General features: G+C 42.3%; 16 protein-coding genes and 1 tRNA gene. 10 read left to right on the top strand and 7 right to left on the bottom strand.

The genetic code is table 11. The features are described 5' to 3' along the window. Window positions 1–51 precede the first annotated feature (51 nt). The gene (gene spo0A / locus ROSEINA2194_RS11985) at window positions 52–849 is read left to right on the top strand and encodes a sporulation transcription factor Spo0A (RefSeq protein WP_007887342.1); all 798 of its coding nucleotides are present in this window, start codon (window positions 52–54) and stop codon (window positions 847–849) included. A 77-nt stretch (window positions 850–926) separates the two neighbouring features. After that, window positions 927–2,378 carry a glycogen synthase GlgA gene (gene glgA, locus ROSEINA2194_RS11980; RefSeq protein ID WP_044927840.1) on the top strand — a complete coding sequence of 484 codons (1,452 nt, stop codon included), beginning with the start codon at window positions 927–929 and terminating at the stop codon, window positions 2,376–2,378. Window positions 2,379–2,394: 16 nt separating this feature from the next. On the opposite strand, the gene ROSEINA2194_RS11975 is transcribed toward glgA, so the two are convergent. From ROSEINA2194_RS11975 to ROSEINA2194_RS11950, 6 genes are all read right to left on the bottom strand, one after another. Continuing rightward, entirely contained in the window at window positions 2,395–3,291 is an 897-nt protein-coding gene (locus ROSEINA2194_RS11975; protein ID WP_007887340.1) for a DUF5688 family protein, read from the bottom strand. Between the two features lie 201 nt (window positions 3,292–3,492). Continuing rightward, complete coding sequence (locus tag ROSEINA2194_RS11970; RefSeq protein WP_007887338.1) at window positions 3,493–4,569, bottom strand: ABC transporter substrate-binding protein; 1,077 nt, start codon at window positions 4,567–4,569, stop codon at window positions 3,493–3,495. 9 nt (window positions 4,570–4,578) lie between these two features. Then, window positions 4,579–5,367, bottom strand: coding sequence for an ABC transporter permease (locus tag ROSEINA2194_RS11965; RefSeq protein WP_007887337.1), 789 nt, complete (start codon window positions 5,365–5,367; stop codon window positions 4,579–4,581). Next, entirely contained in the window at window positions 5,361–6,185 is an 825-nt protein-coding gene (locus tag ROSEINA2194_RS11960; protein ID WP_007887336.1) for an ABC transporter permease, read from the bottom strand. Before ROSEINA2194_RS11960 ends, ROSEINA2194_RS11965 begins: the two co-directional genes overlap by 7 nt. Continuing rightward, window positions 6,178–7,251, bottom strand: coding sequence for an ABC transporter ATP-binding protein (locus tag ROSEINA2194_RS11955; protein ID WP_007887335.1), 1,074 nt, complete (start codon window positions 7,249–7,251; stop codon window positions 6,178–6,180). The genes ROSEINA2194_RS11960 and ROSEINA2194_RS11955 overlap by 8 nt, the downstream gene beginning before the upstream one ends. A gap of 35 nt (window positions 7,252–7,286) precedes the next feature. Further along, window positions 7,287–7,826 carry a helix-turn-helix domain-containing protein gene (locus tag ROSEINA2194_RS11950; protein WP_044927837.1) on the bottom strand — a complete coding sequence of 180 codons (540 nt, stop codon included), beginning with the start codon at window positions 7,824–7,826 and terminating at the stop codon, window positions 7,287–7,289. A 183-nt stretch (window positions 7,827–8,009) separates the two neighbouring features. On the opposite strand from ROSEINA2194_RS11950, the gene ROSEINA2194_RS11945 reads away from it, so the two are divergent. Continuing rightward, window positions 8,010–8,082, top strand: a tRNA-Thr gene (locus ROSEINA2194_RS11945). 189 nt (window positions 8,083–8,271) lie between these two features. Further along, entirely contained in the window at window positions 8,272–8,463 is a 192-nt protein-coding gene (locus ROSEINA2194_RS11940; protein WP_007887324.1) for a hypothetical protein, read from the top strand. A 485-nt stretch (window positions 8,464–8,948) separates the two neighbouring features. Here the strand turns inward: ROSEINA2194_RS11940 and ROSEINA2194_RS11935 are convergent, their stop codons facing one another. Then, on the bottom strand, window positions 8,949–10,130 hold the full coding sequence (locus ROSEINA2194_RS11935) for a GDSL-type esterase/lipase family protein (protein WP_044927868.1): 1,182 nt from the start codon (window positions 10,128–10,130) through the stop codon (window positions 8,949–8,951). A 135-nt stretch (window positions 10,131–10,265) separates the two neighbouring features. On the opposite strand from ROSEINA2194_RS11935, the gene ROSEINA2194_RS11930 reads away from it, so the two are divergent. The 6 genes from ROSEINA2194_RS11930 to ROSEINA2194_RS11905 all read left to right on the top strand — a co-directional run bounded on the left by ROSEINA2194_RS11930 (window position 10,266) and on the right by ROSEINA2194_RS11905 (window position 16,898). After that, a complete protein-coding gene (locus ROSEINA2194_RS11930; RefSeq protein WP_007887310.1) occupies window positions 10,266–10,673 on the top strand; it encodes a hypothetical protein in 408 nt (135 codons plus the stop codon). Between the two features lie 72 nt (window positions 10,674–10,745). Then, window positions 10,746–11,915 carry a glycosyltransferase gene (locus ROSEINA2194_RS11925; protein WP_007887309.1) on the top strand — a complete coding sequence of 390 codons (1,170 nt, stop codon included), beginning with the start codon at window positions 10,746–10,748 and terminating at the stop codon, window positions 11,913–11,915. Between the two features lie 11 nt (window positions 11,916–11,926). Continuing rightward, window positions 11,927–12,568: an epoxyqueuosine reductase QueH gene (locus ROSEINA2194_RS11920; RefSeq protein ID WP_044927865.1), complete on the top strand. Its 642-nt coding sequence runs from the start codon at window positions 11,927–11,929 to the stop codon at window positions 12,566–12,568. Window positions 12,569–12,595: 27 nt separating this feature from the next. Then, a complete protein-coding gene (gene argH, locus ROSEINA2194_RS11915; protein WP_007887306.1) occupies window positions 12,596–14,077 on the top strand; it encodes an argininosuccinate lyase in 1,482 nt (493 codons plus the stop codon). Between the two features lie 162 nt (window positions 14,078–14,239). Next, window positions 14,240–15,331 carry an aspartate-semialdehyde dehydrogenase gene (asd, locus tag ROSEINA2194_RS11910; RefSeq protein WP_007887304.1) on the top strand — a complete coding sequence of 364 codons (1,092 nt, stop codon included), beginning with the start codon at window positions 14,240–14,242 and terminating at the stop codon, window positions 15,329–15,331. Between the two features lie 205 nt (window positions 15,332–15,536). Beyond that, complete coding sequence (locus ROSEINA2194_RS11905) at window positions 15,537–16,898, top strand: ATP-binding protein (protein WP_007887298.1); 1,362 nt, start codon at window positions 15,537–15,539, stop codon at window positions 16,896–16,898. The last annotated feature ends 86 nt before the right edge of the window (window positions 16,899–16,984 follow it).

Here is a 16,984-nt window from a genome sequence, read left to right as displayed (position 1 = left end):
GGAAGACGTGGCTTTTACATATGTTTGAAATAAGTCAGCAGGAGGACCAGCATGGAGAAACTGAATGTAGCAATCGCAGATGATAATGAGAGAATGTTGCGGTTATTGGGGGCTATCATCGAGAGTGATGAGGAACTCAATGTCGTTGGAACTGCTAAAGATGGGGAAGAGGCTTACAATGTGATTAAGACAAAGGAACCGGATGTTGTCTTGCTTGATATTGTAATGCCAAAATTAGATGGACTTGGAGTATTAGACCGTGTGAATCATGATAAGACAATCAAAAAACATCCAACGTTTATTATGATCAGTGCGATCGGTCAGGAAAAAATTACGGAAGATGCATTTGAATTAGGTGCAGATTACTATATTATGAAGCCGTTTGACAATGACATGGTGATCAACCGGATCAAGAAGGCAAAGACAGCAAAAACAGGAAAGAGCACGGAGCCGCGCAAGGTGAATGCCTACGAGAAGGCAGAGGATGTCAGCGAGAAGAATCTTGAGGCAGATGTGACTGAGATCATTCATGAGATCGGTGTTCCGGCACATATCAAGGGGTATCAGTATTTGCGTGATGCCATTGTCATGTCGGTCAATGATATGGATATGTTAAATTCCATCACAAAAATTTTATATCCGACCATTGCAAAAAAATACCAGACAACCTCAAGCCGCGTGGAGCGTGCCATCCGTCATGCAATTGAGGTGGCATGGAGCAGAGGTAAGATGGATACGATTGATGAGATGTTTGGCTATACCATTCACAATGGCAAAGGAAAGCCGACAAACTCTGAATTTATCGCGTTGATCACAGACCGTATCCGGCTGGAATACAAAATGTATTAATGCTTTTCAGAGCGAAAAAAAAGAGTTATAATATTCTTAAGATTTCGAAGTATTTCGGGGTTTGGAGGGTTTATAACATGAAAAAAATATTATTTGCTGCTTCAGAAGCTGTTCCTTTTATCAAAACAGGAGGTCTTGCAGATGTAACGGGTTCCCTGCCAAAGTATTTTGACAGGAAAAAGTATGATGTGCGCATCATATTACCGAAGTATCTGTGCATGGACGAACGTTTTAGGGGACAGCTTCATTTTAAATGTCATTTTTATGTGAATTTGAGCTGGCGGAAACAATATGCCGGCATTTTTGAAGCAAAACAGGATGGTATCACCTATTATTTTGTAGATAATGAATTTTATTTTGCCGGAGATAAGCCGTACAATGAACTGTATCAGGATATTGAGAAGTTTGCATATTTCTCGAAAGCAGTCTTAGAGGCACTGCCGTTTCTTGATTTCTGTCCGGATATTATCCATTGCCATGACTGGCAGACAGGTCTGATCCCGGTATTCTTGAAAACTCTTTATGGGGATGAGAATTATTACAGGGGGATCAGGACTGTATTTTCCATCCATAATCTGAAGTTTCAGGGACGCTGGAGCCTTCCGGCAGTTATGGATATCACAGGTCTGCCGGAACAGATTTTCACGGCGGACAAACTGGAATCTTACGGGGAGGCCAATTATTTAAAGGGTGGCATTGTCTATGCGGATGCAGTGACGACTGTCAGTGAGACTTATGCCCGTGAGATCACAACAGAACAGGGTGGAGAGGGCTTAGACGGACTGCTGCGTGCCAGAAAAAATGATTTGTATGGCATTTTAAATGGATTGGATTACGAAGAATATGATCCACAGAAAGATGGATATATTTATAATCACTTTAATGAGCAGAATTTTCAGGAAGGCAAGAAGCTGAATAAAGCCAGACTGCAGAAAGAACTCGGTCTTCCGGTGAAAGAGAATACCATGCTGATCGGTATTGTATCGAGAATGACAAGCCAGAAGGGATTTGATCTGGTGGCTTATATTATGGATGAACTGCTGGCAACCGAGGATGTGCAGCTTGCTGTGCTTGGAACAGGCGAGGAACAGTATCAGGATATGTTCCGCTATTTTACACAGAAATATCCTGATAAAATTCAGGCTACGATCGGTTATTCCGAGGAGCGGGCACATCGTATCTACGCATCCTGCGATGCCTTTCTGATGCCATCCTTATTTGAACCATGTGGATTATCACAGTTGATGAGCCTGAGGTATGGAACCGTGCCAATCGTAAGGGAAACCGGTGGTCTGAAAGACACCGTGGAAGCGTATAACGAATATGAACATACGGGAACCGGTTTTTCTTTTGCAAATTACAATGCCCATGAGATGCTTGGAACAATCCGCTATGCCATCTCTGTTTTCCGTGACAGGAAGAAAGACTGGAATGGATTGATCCAGAGGGGAATGAAGCAGGATTTTTCCTGGAATCGTTCTGCCGGTAAATATGAAGCATTATACGAAAAACTTACCGATTTTGAATAAAGTTACATAGAAGTGATCACATAGAAATCTGACCAGTCTCACGGGAATAAAAGTAGACATGATCGGATAAAATCTCTTCTTTGGATAACTGTGTAGAATTGACTTCTTTTACCATAGAGGTGAGTTCATCATAAGAATCATGGTCGTATGCAGGAATCAGGATTACTTCGTGAATACTGCTTGGAAGAATATAGAGATCGCATTCTAGTTTTTCACAGAGATTATGCAACAGGTTGTGGTAAAAAATACAGCCGGAGCCATTCAGTTTGCTTTTGTTGGAGAGCACATACATTGGAACCATGTATTCAAATTCTTCCTTCATGGAATTGCAGGGAACACCGGCCATTAACTCGATCAGAACATCTGACATGTCCCGCAGTTCATAAGTGAGGAGAGCAGGAGTGTTTTTCATGGCGAGATGATAGAGGTCGTCCTTGGTGATATTCCAGAGAGACAGATGCTGGTTATAAATTAATATTGTTGCATTTCCGGTCTCGTCAGCATCTACAAGACAATTGAAGATGATGGCGAGATCTAATATTTTTATGTGAGGGATTTTTTGCAGCAAATTTTTATTCTGTTCATAATTGATAAGTTTAAACACAATACGTTTTTTTACCTGCTCATAGTTTGTAAAAAAGGAGATATCGATATTTCCGGACGGCTTGTTCTCCTCATAAACAGATAAAATATCATGGCAGATCTCTTCTAAGGATCTGCCCTTTAAATATTGTTTAAAATAAAAGTTCAGATAAATAGTTGGGGATATATTCAGCTGATTGGATAAGATCGTGAGACCATCATAATGAGTATCATTATTTTTGATGATCTCCTGAATCGTCACTTTCACATTAGAACCAAGCCGGTTCTGAATGACTGTTGTTACATTTTCTTTGAATTCCTGATATGTCATAAAAATCCTCCCAATGGCAGATGCCCTGGGAAAACAATTACATTCCGTATCAGTCGGATGATAAAACGATATGCAGATAACAGACTGGAAATTCAAACATCTGTTATAAAAAAATCCACGCATCGGGAACTGCGTGGATTTACTTTATCATGGATAAAATGGAAAAACAATAGGAAAAGAAAAAAGTTTCGAAAAATTTTATTATTCGGACTTTAATTTTTTCCAGAGATAATTCGATAACTTTGTCGTGTCGATGTCATATTGTTTATACACCTCACAATTGGCAAGCGTCTCATCTGTCGGGAAAATCGTTGTGTCGGATAATGTTTCCTCATCTAAATTTTCTTTGACAGCGAGATTTGGCGTAGCATAATAAACATAGTCAAAGTTTAGCATGCCAATGTCTTCCCGGCAGAGAAAATCCAGAAATTTTTCTGCATATTCGGTGTTATGGCAGGATTTTGGCATAAACCAGGAGTCGATCCAGAGGTTGGAGCCTTCTTCCGGGACACTGTAGGAAAGGTCATCATTTAATTCCATGGCGTAAGCAGCTTCCCCGGAATAAACAAGAGCCATCGCCGCATTTCCCATTGCCATTTCATCTCCGGTCTCATCGACATAATAGGCATAGACGAGCGGTTTCTGCCGGATCAGAAGATCAAGGGCATCATTTAACTGATTTTCATCGGTCGTATTGATATCATAGCCTGATAGTCTTAATGCCGGGGTAAAGCTGTCGCGGACAGAGTTCTGCATGATGATCGAGTCTTTGTATGCTTCATCCCAGAGAACGTTCCAGGTGGATACTTCCTCGTCGGATACCATCGTCGTGTTGTAGAGGATACCGAGCGTACCGTAAAAATAAGGCATGGAATATTTATTTTCCGGGTCAAAAATCTGTGATGCTTCAATAATGGATGAATCAAGATTTTTATAATATTCGAAATCATCAAAGTTGATCTCTAACACCTGATCTTCGTTGATCAGACGCTCCACCATGTAATCTGAGGTACAGACGAGATCATAATTGATGGAGCCTGCAGAAAACTTGGTATACATTTCCTCAGGACTTTCGTATTCCTCTAATTTGACCTTAATGCCGGTCTCTTTTTCAAATTGATCAAGAACAGATTCATCAATGTATTTTCCGTAATTTAAAATTACAAGCGTATTGTCATCTTTCTTTGTTGTCTCAGTGGAACCGGAGTCTTTTCCACAGGAGGAGAGAACACCTGTCATGAGGCACAGTGCAAAGAGCATTGCAAGTCGTTTTTTCATAGCTGCCTCCTAGATTGCCTGTTTTGCACCTTTTCCCTCGGAGGAAGAACGGTGGTTCATCACGAGAAGGAGCAGGAAGGCGATCAAAAATAAAATGGTCGATAAAGCATATAATTCCGGGCGGATCCCCTTCCGGAGCTCTGTGTAGAGCATGGTAGAGAGTGTGTTGACGCCCGCACCTTTTGTAAAGAAGGTGATCGAAAAATCGTCCAGCGACATGGTGACTGCCATTAAAAATCCGGAGAACACACCGGATTTGATCTCAGGCCATGTGATCCTGAAAAAGGCATAGAGCGGTGTCGCACCGAGGTCTAAGGCAGCCTCGTAAGTGTATCGGTTTGCCTGATTTAATTTCGGAAGCACATTTAAGATGACATAGGGAATGTCGAAGGTGATATGTGCGATCAGGACCGTGACAAAGCCAAGGTTTATAAATTTTACAAATAAAAGCATCATTGCGATACCGGTTACAATATCTGCATTTAAAAGCGGAATGTTAGTAGCACCTAACATGATCGCTTTATTCTTTTTTTTCATGGCGCTGATACCGATCGCTGCCAGAGTTCCGAGCAGCGTTGAGATAATAGCAGCGGCGAGTGTGATCTGGATCGTTGTCACAAAAGCATTTGTGATCGTCTCATTTTTAAAACATTCTGCGTACCATTTTAAGGTAAATCCACCCCACACAACACGGGATTTGGAATTGTTGAAAGACAGGACGATCAACACTAAAATTGGAAGATATAAAAATAAAAATATAAGTGCAAGATAAATTCTTGACGCAGCTTTTTTTACCATACCGCAGTACCTCCGCCGTCTTTATCGAAAATATTCATGAGAGCCATGCTTGCGATGACAAAAATCATTAACACAACGGAAAGACCGGAGCCCAAGTTCCAGTTGGTTCCCTGCATAAATTCCTGCTCGATCACGTTACCGATCAGAAGCACCTTTCCACCGCCTAACAGGTCAGAGATGACAAAGGAGGTCAGTGCAGGAACAAAGACCATGATAATGCCGCTGATAATGCCGGATAAGGTCAGCGGAATGATGATCTTGAATAAAATGATGGCGTCACTTGCACCAAGGTCTTTTGCTGCCTCAATGACATCATTTTTGATTCTTGCCATGGAGTTGTAAATTGGCAGTATCATAAACGGAAGAAAATCGTAGACCATACCAAATACAACGGCAGTCTGTGTATTGAGCATTTTTACGGTGCCAAATCCAAAAAACTGGAAGATTGCATTGACAATTCCGTTGTTGGATAACAGCAGACGCCATGCTAAGATCCTGAGCATGAAGTTCATCCACATTGGCAGAATAAAAATGAATACGACAAAGTTCTGCTGCTTGATTTTTAAGCCATTTAAAATCATAGCGAGCGGGTAAGCTAACAACAGACAGACTATCGTGCAGATTATACCAAGCTTTAAGGATAAAAGGATGGATCTGACATGCACGGGATCTGCGATGGCAGCCACATTTTCAAAAGTAAAAGTTCCTCCGGAGGTAGTGAACGCATAATAAATGATCATTGCCAGCGGAAGGAGGATAAAACCGATGATCCATATCAGGTATGGACCGGCGAATAACTGTCTTCCTGATTTACGCATCGATCTCCACTGCCTCCTCATCTTCGGATTCCGGTTTGTTCATGATCTGGATGTTGAATGGAATGACATTGATTCCGACATGCTCCCCCACATTGTGGAGCAGGGTGGTGTGGACAAGCCATTCAAAGCCGTTTGCCACAATCTCGATTTCATAGTGGACACCCTTGAAGATCACAGAGGTGATATCACCTTCCATAAATCCTTTTTCCGGTTCTACGATCTCAATATCCTCCGGGCGGATCACAACGTCCACCGGAGTGTTATTTCCAAAACCTTCATCGACACAAGGAATCTTTACACCGAGGATTTCCACGACTTTGTCCTGGATCATAGTTCCATCGATGATATTGCTGTCACCGATAAAGTCTGCGACGAAAGCGTTCGTAGGTTCATTGTAGATCATTTCCGGTGTACCGATCTGCTGGATGTATCCCTGATTCATAACGACGATCGTATCGGACATGGTAAGTGCTTCTTCCTGGTCATGTGTGACGTAAACGAAAGTGATTCCAAGTTCGTTTTTCAGGCGGATCAGCTCGTACTGCATATCCTGACGCAGTTTTAAGTCCAGTGCACCGAGTGGTTCGTCTAACAGGAGCACTTTCGGCTCGTTGACGATCGCGCGCGCGATTGCGATCCGCTGCTGCTGGCCACCGCTTAAGGAGTCGATGGAACGGTTTTCAAAACCGTCCAGGTTCACTAATTTTAATGCGTATTTGATTTTATCGTTGATATATTCTTTGCTCTTTTTATTGATTTTTAATCCAAACGCAATATTTTCCGCGATCGACATGTGCGGAAATAAGGCATATTTCTGGAAAACAGTATTCAGATTTCTTTTATTTGGAGGCAGGCTGGTAATGTCGACATCATCGAAGATGACCTGTCCCTTATCAGGCATCTCAAAACCGCCTAAAATACGGAGCGTTGTTGTTTTTCCACACCCTGATGGACCGAGGAGCGTGATAAACTCATTTTCGCGGATATATAAATTTAATTCATCAAGTACCAGATTGTTTCCATAAGACTTGGAAATATCGACAAAATTGATTAGCTTTTTGCTCATAACATAATTCCTTTCTGAATCCTACCAATCGTGATCTAAAAGCTTGGCGGAGTAGATACCCAGATCAATACGGCATCGCGGCTGCCGGGATTTTCTATGTAATGCTTTTTGCCGGCTTTCAGGTAAAAGGATTCGCCGGCGTGCAGCACATGGCTTTTTCCACCATAATATATTTTGACGGTTCCCTTGATCAGGTAGCCGAACTCTTCACCGGAATGGGGCTGCATAATGTCGGAAGATCCACCTGCTTTCAAGGTTAATCTGACGGGTTCCATGGAATCTTTCTGGGCATTTGGAACAACCCATTCAATGATATTATGTTTGTCTTCATTCACCTTCGTGAAAAAGTCTTCATTTTTAAATACGATCTGTTCCGGTTCCTCATCGGTAAAAAATTCTGCCGGTGTTGTTCCGAGACACTGAATGATATCGAGCAGTGTTCCGATCGACGGTGTGTTCTGGTTGCGTTCCAGCTGGGAGATAAATCCCTTGGTAAGCTCCGAACGGTCGGCAAGTTCCTGCTGCGTCAGTCCATATTGAATACGAAGTTCTTTCATTCGTTTCCCAATATCCATACCGCATGCCTCCAATCCTGAAAAATACTGAATGGTTACAAAAAGTTTACTAATAATAAACAAACTATAAAACATTTTATATTCTATAAATAAAATGTCAATAGAGTTTCTGTAAATTTCTGAAAAAAATAGTTGCAATTTTTTTAAAATCCGATATAATAGTTTTCGTGACTGATTCGTCATGCCAATATGGCTCAGTTGGTAGAGCAACGCATTCGTAATGCGTGGGTCAGGGGTTCGAGTCCCCTTATTGGCTTTCTGAAACTCTAGTAAAATTAAGGCTTCCGAGATTTTAGGGGATCAATAGTAATCAGAACAAATGTTTGCACACAGGAAAGGAGATTCCTGTAAAAGTGCTACTAAGGATAAATCGACCATGAGTCGGTTTATTTTTTTGAAATTATGATACACAAAGATTACAAACAAATACACAAGAAGGTGCAAAATGACCAAAGAAATGTTGAAAGGTCTCATTGAATTGGTGTCGGAAGAAGATATAGAAACGCTTTACAATGTTGTTGTTAAGTTTATACCAGAAAATGTACCGCTTCCGGACGAAATAGAAGCTATAGAGAGGGCAGATAAGAGCATAGCAAAAAATGGAACAGTTCCCCATGATGCCGTTGACTGGGATTAAATGAATTTGAACTGCGATTTGAAACTCTCTTTTGGAGATTGCAAAACGGGCAAAGAATTTTGATGTTGTAAAAAGTTTTTTGATGTGTTATATTGAAAACAGAAAGGGAAGCCAAAGGAGCGGCTACCCTCTAAGCAATGAGTTACTAACCTTTATATGAGGTCAGCCGTCACTACTGGGAATAGTGGCGGCTATTTTCTTTTGTCCTTGAAAATCTTATAGCACAGACTCACAAGGGCGCAAATGAATATTCCTGTCTGAATCAAATCAGAGTATGTAATATACATTGGCAACGCCCTCCTTTCTTGCGTCTGGAGGGTTGACCCCTCCGAAGTAGGAGGGTAAGCCGCCCGGCTCTTTGGTTTCCCTGTCGATATTATAACAATGTGCGACAAGTTTCGCAATCTTAATTTTAAGTAGAAGAGGGACGACTTGTAAGATGGTCGTCCCTTTTCCTATAACATACAATGAGATATTCCACGCATTTACTTCCGTAAAACCTCATATGCACATTCTGCCATCGCCTGATAGGCTTTGCTGCTTGGGTGCAGGTGATCGCCGCTGTCGAAGCCTTCCCGGAATGCGGATGGATTCTCGCTTCCGCGCAGTGCCAGATCAAAGTCGATACATCCGTCGATTTCTTTCGCAGAACGGATCCACGCATTCAACTCATTGCGCAGATCATCGCGGAAGGTTGCGTAAGTGCGCCAGCCAAAGATCGGCAGCAGAGTGCCCATGTAGACTTTTAAATGTAATTTCTTCGCTTCCTCTATGTAATAGCGGTAACCGTCAATCAGTTCCTTTGCAGTCGGCAGGTCACTCATCGGGCGGAACGGATTTGTTTCAATGCCGATCGGATGGATAATGTCGTTAATTCCCTGCTGGATGATCACGGTATCAGCCCCGGTAGTCGGAATCTCATGTGGAAAGCGATTTGTCCCCTTTAACCCATAGGAATCATAGGTAATGCACTCATACTGGCGCAGTACACGGGAACCGCTGGTCGCACGTCTGATAAATGCCGTGTGGTTGTCCGGGTTTTGCCTTGCCAGAAGTGTGAGGTAGTCCGGCCATGCACCGGCGGTGATGGAGTCACCATAGCAGATGACTGTATGGTTTTCCTCAGCGGTCATCAGTTCGATATTGCTTAAAAAATAAAACCAGTTTGTGGTCTTGGTCGTGTCCATTGGAAGGGCATCGGCGTGTGTCTGGTCGCCGAGGGAGAAAAATCCTTTGGAAAGTGGTCCAGTCACAAGAACAGCGGACTGCATTAAGGTAAAATCAGCAAAATAAAGACTTACGGTGAGTGTCATTCCCTTTTTGACCGGAAATGAAACCGGGTCGCTGACTGCGGTCTGATGAGCTTCCATGGTCACGGACTCGTTTTTTGAAAAAGTGATGTCGCAGATCGTTTCCTTTTTGCATGGACAGGCGAGCGGCATTTTTTCATAAACAGGGGAAGTGGCTGCAGAAACAGTGGCTCTTGTGACAGTAACGGCCTCGCTTCCGCAGTAATTATCAAATGTAAAGCGGAGAGTGTCTCCGTCAAATGGAATGTATACAGGATAACGTAATGTAATGTATTTTGCGTAAGCTTCCGGGTGGTGTTCTGCGATGGATACGGCATTTCCCCACACGGAAACCCAGTTTTTATTGTTCATATTCATAACCATGCCTTTCTTATTTTCTGCCTCATTATATAGGAAAAAAAAGAATATTTCCACAATTACTTGTTCTTTTGAAATGGAATTGATATAATGAGGTCACGTTTATATTTAGCAATATTTTTGGAGGATTTTTAAATGGCAGAGAATGAGAATAAGCAGGAGAATGTTGTAGTGGAGGATTTCAAGCGCACGAATGCGAAGAAGTCCAAGAAGAAGTTCAGACACAGACAGCAGAATCCGGTACTTGCTTTTTATGAGGATAATAAACAGTATCTGCTCCTTTTTGGAGTGATCGTAGTTGCTCTTGCAGCAATTCTGGTGAGCATTCTTGCACTTAGGATTCCGGTGGTTCCGGTGTGTCTCATCATTGTGTTAGAGGCAGGAATCGCGGTTTGTCTGCACGATGTTCCAATCTGGCTGCATGGTCTGGTTGTGCTGGTACAGATCATAGCTGGTGCGATTTGCGGAAAACTGGTTTTTATGGTGTTATGCGCACTGGTTTATGTAGTTGGAATTTTATCTTTAAAATTTATCAGAGAGTAGAAAACAGAAGGCTGCTGCACAGTGGAAGCGATTTCCCGGCGGCAGTCTTTTTCTGAAAAAGGAATCAATGTTATGTCGGAAAAAGAAAAAATCATTGTATTTAGTTCGAGAGAGATCTGTTATCAGTCGAGCAGTTTTTTTGCAAACCAGATGGCAGATGCCTTTGAGAATCTTGGTTTTGATGTGCAGGTGTGTGAATTTGATGAACACGATGATCTGGATGCGGTGTTTCAACCGCTTTACGGGCAGAAATACCGTCTGCTTTTAGATTTTAATTCCACGATCACAAGGATGGTGGAGGAGGACGGAACACCGGTGCTTGATAAACTGGATGGCCCATTCTTTGATTATATTTTAGATCATCCGTTATTTCATTATAACTGTCTGAATGCTGACCTGAAAAATCTGAATGGAATTTTTCTGGATGAGGCGCAGGAGGCATATGTAAAACGATACTATCCGAGAGTAAAGAAAACACTTACCATGCCGCTTGGGGCTACGGAGGCAGTGACAGGAGGCAAAAAGACGGAGACAGACACCGTTCTTTTCATGGGAACGTATGACAGACCGGACAAAATTTACGAGATGGTCGATCTGTCCCCGGAACCGCTGCGGTCCTATATGAAAGAGCTGATCGAAATGCGCATCGAAGACCCGATTCTTCCGATGGAGGAGGCATTCCGGCAGCTTTTAAAGGCGCACGGCGAGAAATTGCCGGATGATAAGTTTTCACTTTTTATGAATGCAATGTATCCGGTGGATGCATTTATCCGCGATTATTTCCGCAAGGCGGCGGTGGATGAACTTGTGAGAGCAAAAATACCGGTGCGCTTAGTCGGCGAGGGCTGGGAAAAGTATGAAAGCTGCAACGAAGCTTATGTGACGAGAGAAAAAGCGGTGGTGTTTGGACTGTCATTTGAGAAAATCGCCCATGCGGATGTGCTGTTAAATGTGTCGCCATTTTTTAATCATGGGGCACATGACCGCATTTTTGCAGGTATGGCGAATCATTGCACTGTTCTGACAGATCAGAATCCGTATCTGAAACGGATTTTAAAAGACGGGGAGCAGGTTTGCATGTATTCACTGAAGGACATCAGGACTTTGTCGGATTATGCGGCGGAACTTCTTACAAACCATGCGCTGTGCAGAGATATCCAGAACAATGCTTACGTGGAATTTAAACAAAAATATACATGGGAGGAGAAGGCAAAACAGCTTTTGGCTTGCACTTTAAGGTGAAATTCGCTAATATGAACAAAGTAAACTATCAAAAAATATTAGAACAGACCATTGAAAAAAACGAGCGCGAAAACCGTGTGCCGACGCTGCTTTTACACAGTTGCTGTGCACCGTGCAGTTCCTATTGCCTGGAATATCTTTCAAATTATTTTAAAATTACTGTTTTTTATTATAATCCGAATATTTATCCGGAGGAGGAGTATCGTAAGCGGGTGGCAGAGCAGCAGAAGTTTATTGAAAAACTTCCGGTGAAATATCCGATCCACTTTGTGGAGGGTGCATATGAGAAAGAGCGTTTTTATGAGATGGCAAAAGGACTTGAGGACTGCCCGGAGGGCGGTGAACGCTGTTTCCTGTGTTATGAATTAAGACTGCGGGAGGCGGCAGAGCTTGCAAAAAAAATGCAGATGGATTATTTTACGACGACTTTATCCATCAGTCCGTTAAAAAATGCAGAAAAGCTCAATGAGATAGGAGATGCCCTGGCGGAAGAATACGGCATTGCATATTTAAATTCTGATTTTAAGAAGAAGAATGGATACAAGCGTTCTGTGGAATTATCCGAGCAGTATGGCATGTACCGGCAGTATTATTGCGGATGTGTTTTTTCAAAAAATCAGAGAGACAGGGAAATTGCCCTGAAGAATCAATAAGAGGACTATATAAAGGAGGAAAACACCATGGCACAGTTATGGGGAGGACGTTTTACGAAGGAGACAGATCAGCTTGTTTATAATTTTAATGCGTCCATTACATTTGATCGGAAGTTTTATAAGCAGGATATTGAAGGCAGTATTGCGCATGTGACAATGCTCGCAAAACAGGGCATTCTGACAGAGCAGGAGAGAGACGATATTGTCCGCACATTAAAAGAGATACGCGATGAAGTGGAGAGCGGCAAGCTTGAAATCACTTCAGAATACGAGGATATCCACAGTTTTGTGGAGGCAAATCTGATTGACCGTCTCGGAGATACCGGAAAGAAACTGCATACCGGAAGAAGCCGTAACGATCAGGTTGCACTTGATATGAGATTGTATACAAGAGACGAACTGTTACATACGGATGATCTTTTAAAAGAATTATTAGAGACAATCCTTAAGATCATGGAGGCAAATACCGAGACGATCATGCCGGGATTTACCCATCTGCAGAAGGCTCAGCCGATCACACTGGCGCACCATATGGGAGCATATTTTGAGATGTTTAAACGCGATCGTCTGAGACTGCACGATATTTATGAGAGAATGAATTACTGTCCGCTCGGTTCCGGTGCATTAGCAGGAACAACCTATCCTTTGGACCGTGAATATACTGCAGAACTGTTAGGCTTTTATGGACCGACATTAAACAGTATGGATGGTGTGTCTGACCGTGATTACCTGATCGAGTTTTTGTCCGCGTGTGCAACCATCATGATGCATTTGAGCAGATTTTCCGAGGAGATCATTATCTGGAACTCCAATGAATATCAGTTTGTCGAGATTGATGATGCTTACAGTACCGGAAGCAGTATTATGCCTCAGAAGAAGAACCCGGATATCGCAGAGCTTGTGCGCGGCAAGACCGGACGTGTTTATGGCGCTTTAATGTCATTACTTACCACGATGAAGGGAATCCCGCTTGCCTACAACAAGGACATGCAGGAGGACAAAGAACTGTCTTTTGATGCCATGGATACCGTCAAAGGATGTATTGCATTATTTACCGGAATGCTCGCAACCATGAAGTTTAATAAGGGTAAAATGCGTCTGTCCGCAAACAACGGATTTACCAATGCAACCGATGCAGCAGATTATCTGGTAAAACATGGTGTTCCATTCCGTGATGCGCACGGCATTATCGGAAAAATCGTTCTCTACTGTATTGAACGCGGAATTGCGATCGACGATATGAGTTTAGACGAGTTAAAGGCTATCTGTCCGGTATTTGAGGAAGATATATATGAAGAGATTTCCATGGAGACATGCGTGAATAACCGATTGACGATCGGGGCGCCGGGAAAGGCAGCCATGGAGAAAGTGATCGAGGCAGAAAAGGCATATCTTGCAGAGGATTGGAAAAAAGGAAACTTTAACACGGTAAAACGTTATTGTAAAAAATGCACAAAGAATACCCGGAAAGATGACATTTTTTTACAAAATAGACCATTGCTTTTTTGAGAAAAATAGCATAATATATTCACTATAACGACATCTGTTCGCGATAGACGGACAAACAATAGGACGTACGATCCGCGGATATTCGATTGTCATGAATGAAAAGAGCCAGGGTAACAGGGGACGGTTCTTCGAACGAACAGGGAAAGACGAGGAGATTAGGCAATGAGTGAGAAGTTAAAAGTAGGTATTCTTGGTGGAACAGGTATGGTAGGACAGAGATTTATCTCTCTGTTGGAGAATCATCCATGGTTTGAGGTGACAACGATTGCAGCCAGCCCAAGAAGTGCCGGTAAGACATATGAAGAGGCAGTTGGTGATCGTTGGAAAATGGATACTCCAATGCCGGAAGCAGTAAAAAAGATCGTTGTCATGAATGTCAACGAAGTAGAAAAAGTTGCTGCAGAAGTAGATTTTGTTTTCTCCGCAGTGGACATGACAAAAGAAGAGATCAAAAAGATCGAGGAAGAATACGCTAAGACAGAGACACCGGTTGTATCCAACAACAGTGCACACAGATGGACACCGGATGTGCCGATGGTCGTACCGGAGATCAATCCGGAACATATGGAAGTGATCAGATATCAGAGAGAAAGACTTGGCACAAAGCGCGGTTTCGTTGCTGTAAAACCAAACTGCTCCATCCAGTCTTATGCACCTGTTCTCACCGCATGGAAAGAGTTTGAGCCATACGAAGTAGTGGCAACTACTTATCAGGCAATTTCCGGAGCAGGAAAAACGTTCAAAGACTGGCCGGAAATGGTTGGAAATATCATTCCATACATCGGTGGTGAGGAAGAAAAATCCGAGAAAGAGCCGCTTCGGATCTGGGGACACATTGATGATGAGAAGAAAGAGATTGTTCCTGCAGCATCTCCGGTTATCACATGCCAGTGTATCCGTGTTCCGGTATTAAATGGACATACCGCAGCCGTATTTGTAAAATTCAAAAAGAAACCAACCAAAGAACAGTTGATCGAAGCATTGAGAAACTACAGTGGAGTTCCACAGGAATTAAATCTTCCAAGTGCTCCAAAGCAGTTCATCCAGTATTTAGAGGAGGACAACAGACCACAGATTTCCTTGGATGTCAACTTCGAGAACGGTATGGGAATCTCTGTCGGACGTCTGAGAGAGGACACCGTTTATGACTGGAAGTTTGTCGGTTTATCCCACAATACCGTCAGAGGTGCAGCAGGTGGTGCAGTGCTCTGCGCAGAGCTGTTAAAAGCACAGGGTTACATCACAAAGAAATAAGAAAGAACATCATAGCGATTTAAAAAGTCCGTATCACAGATGTGTGGACTGTAAAGAAATGACCGGAACAGTAAAATGCTGTTCCGGTCATTTCTTATGTATCTTTTTATATGGCAAGAACCGGGTTGTCGTAAAAGTTAAAAAATGATATAATTTTTACTATATTGAGGGTAACGAACAAACAGATAGAAATGGGAGGTTTCTTATGGTAGCGAAGACATCCATTTTAAAAGAGCTTGAGACAATTTATGAGAAGAGTGGAAATCAGCTCTATGTGTTGTATGGACGGACAGATTCTGAGAAAGAACAGTTATTGAAGGCGTTTCTTTCAAATAAGAAGTACTTTTATTATCGCAGCAGACAGGCATCGGAACAGGAACAGAGAAATCAGATGGAGGCAGAAATCCGGCAGAAGTTTTCGGCGAATATTACAAAGCACAGCTATGACGAATTTTTTAACCGGATCAAAAGTGGAGATGCGTCAAAACTTGTGGTTGTGATTGATGAATTTCAATTGATCGCAAAAAAAGATGCCTCTTTTATGGAGAGCATTGAAAAATTAAGAATGAAACGTCTTTATCCGGGACCGGTGTTGATCCTTTTGTGCAGTTCTTCGGTTGCATGGGTGGAACAGGAGATGCCTGCAACACTCGGTGAGCAGAGCGAAAGAATCGATGGAAAGATTAAGATTAATCCTTTGAATTTCTTAGAGGTGGTACGTGCATTTCCACAGTATCAGGTCAGTGACTGTATCAGAACTTACGGTGTTATCGGCGGCGTTGCAGGCTATATCAACCACTGGGATCAGCGCGTGGATCTGAAAACCAATATATGCAGAAATATTTTAAATCGGAATGGTTATATGCACCGGGCGGCAGAGCAGCTGATCGCGGCAGAACTGCGGGAACTGTCTGTGTATGAGACGATTCTTTATTATATTGCAAGCGGTTATGATAAGTTAAATGAACTTCATTTAAAAACCGGCTATTCGCGTGCAAAAATCAGTGTGTACATGAAGAATCTCGGAACCTTCCATATTGTGGAAAAGGAGACCTCTTTTGAGACAGGTGGATGGGAAAACACGAAAAAAGGTGTCTATCGTATTAAGGATAATTATGTGAATTTCTGGTTCCGTTTTGTGTATCCACATCTTTCCGAACTTTATATGATGAGTCCGGAACAGTTCTACGATGCGTATATCACATCGGGAATCGACGAATATCTGGAACGCTATTTCAAGGAAGTATGCATGGAATATGTAGGACTTTTGAATCTGATTGGAAAACTTCCGATGAAGATCAGTAAGATGGGAACATGGATTGGAAAAGAAGGAAATATCGACATTATTGCACAGAACTCTGTGCGGGAGAATATTGTCGGATACTGTAACTGGAATCAGCCGGAATTTACCATGGAGATGAAAGAAGAATTGTTAAAGAGTATGAAGCAGGCAAAAATTGATGCAAAGTATTTCTTTCTGTTTTCGGCAAAAGGTTTTTCAGAAGAGATCAGGCAGCTTGCAGAAGAGGATACCAGATATATTCTGGTCGATATGAATGAATTATAAAACTTCTTATTTAGAGAAGAAGTAAGCATTACAGAAGTTGGAGGAATTTTTTTGGCAAAGTCAATCATTTATGTTGAGCTACACAT

It is taken from the genome of Roseburia inulinivorans DSM 16841 (assembly GCF_000174195.1).
GTDB classification, from domain to species: Bacteria; Bacillota; Clostridia; order Lachnospirales; family Lachnospiraceae; genus Roseburia; species Roseburia inulinivorans.
This window is presented reverse-complemented; position numbering and strand designations above follow the sequence as displayed.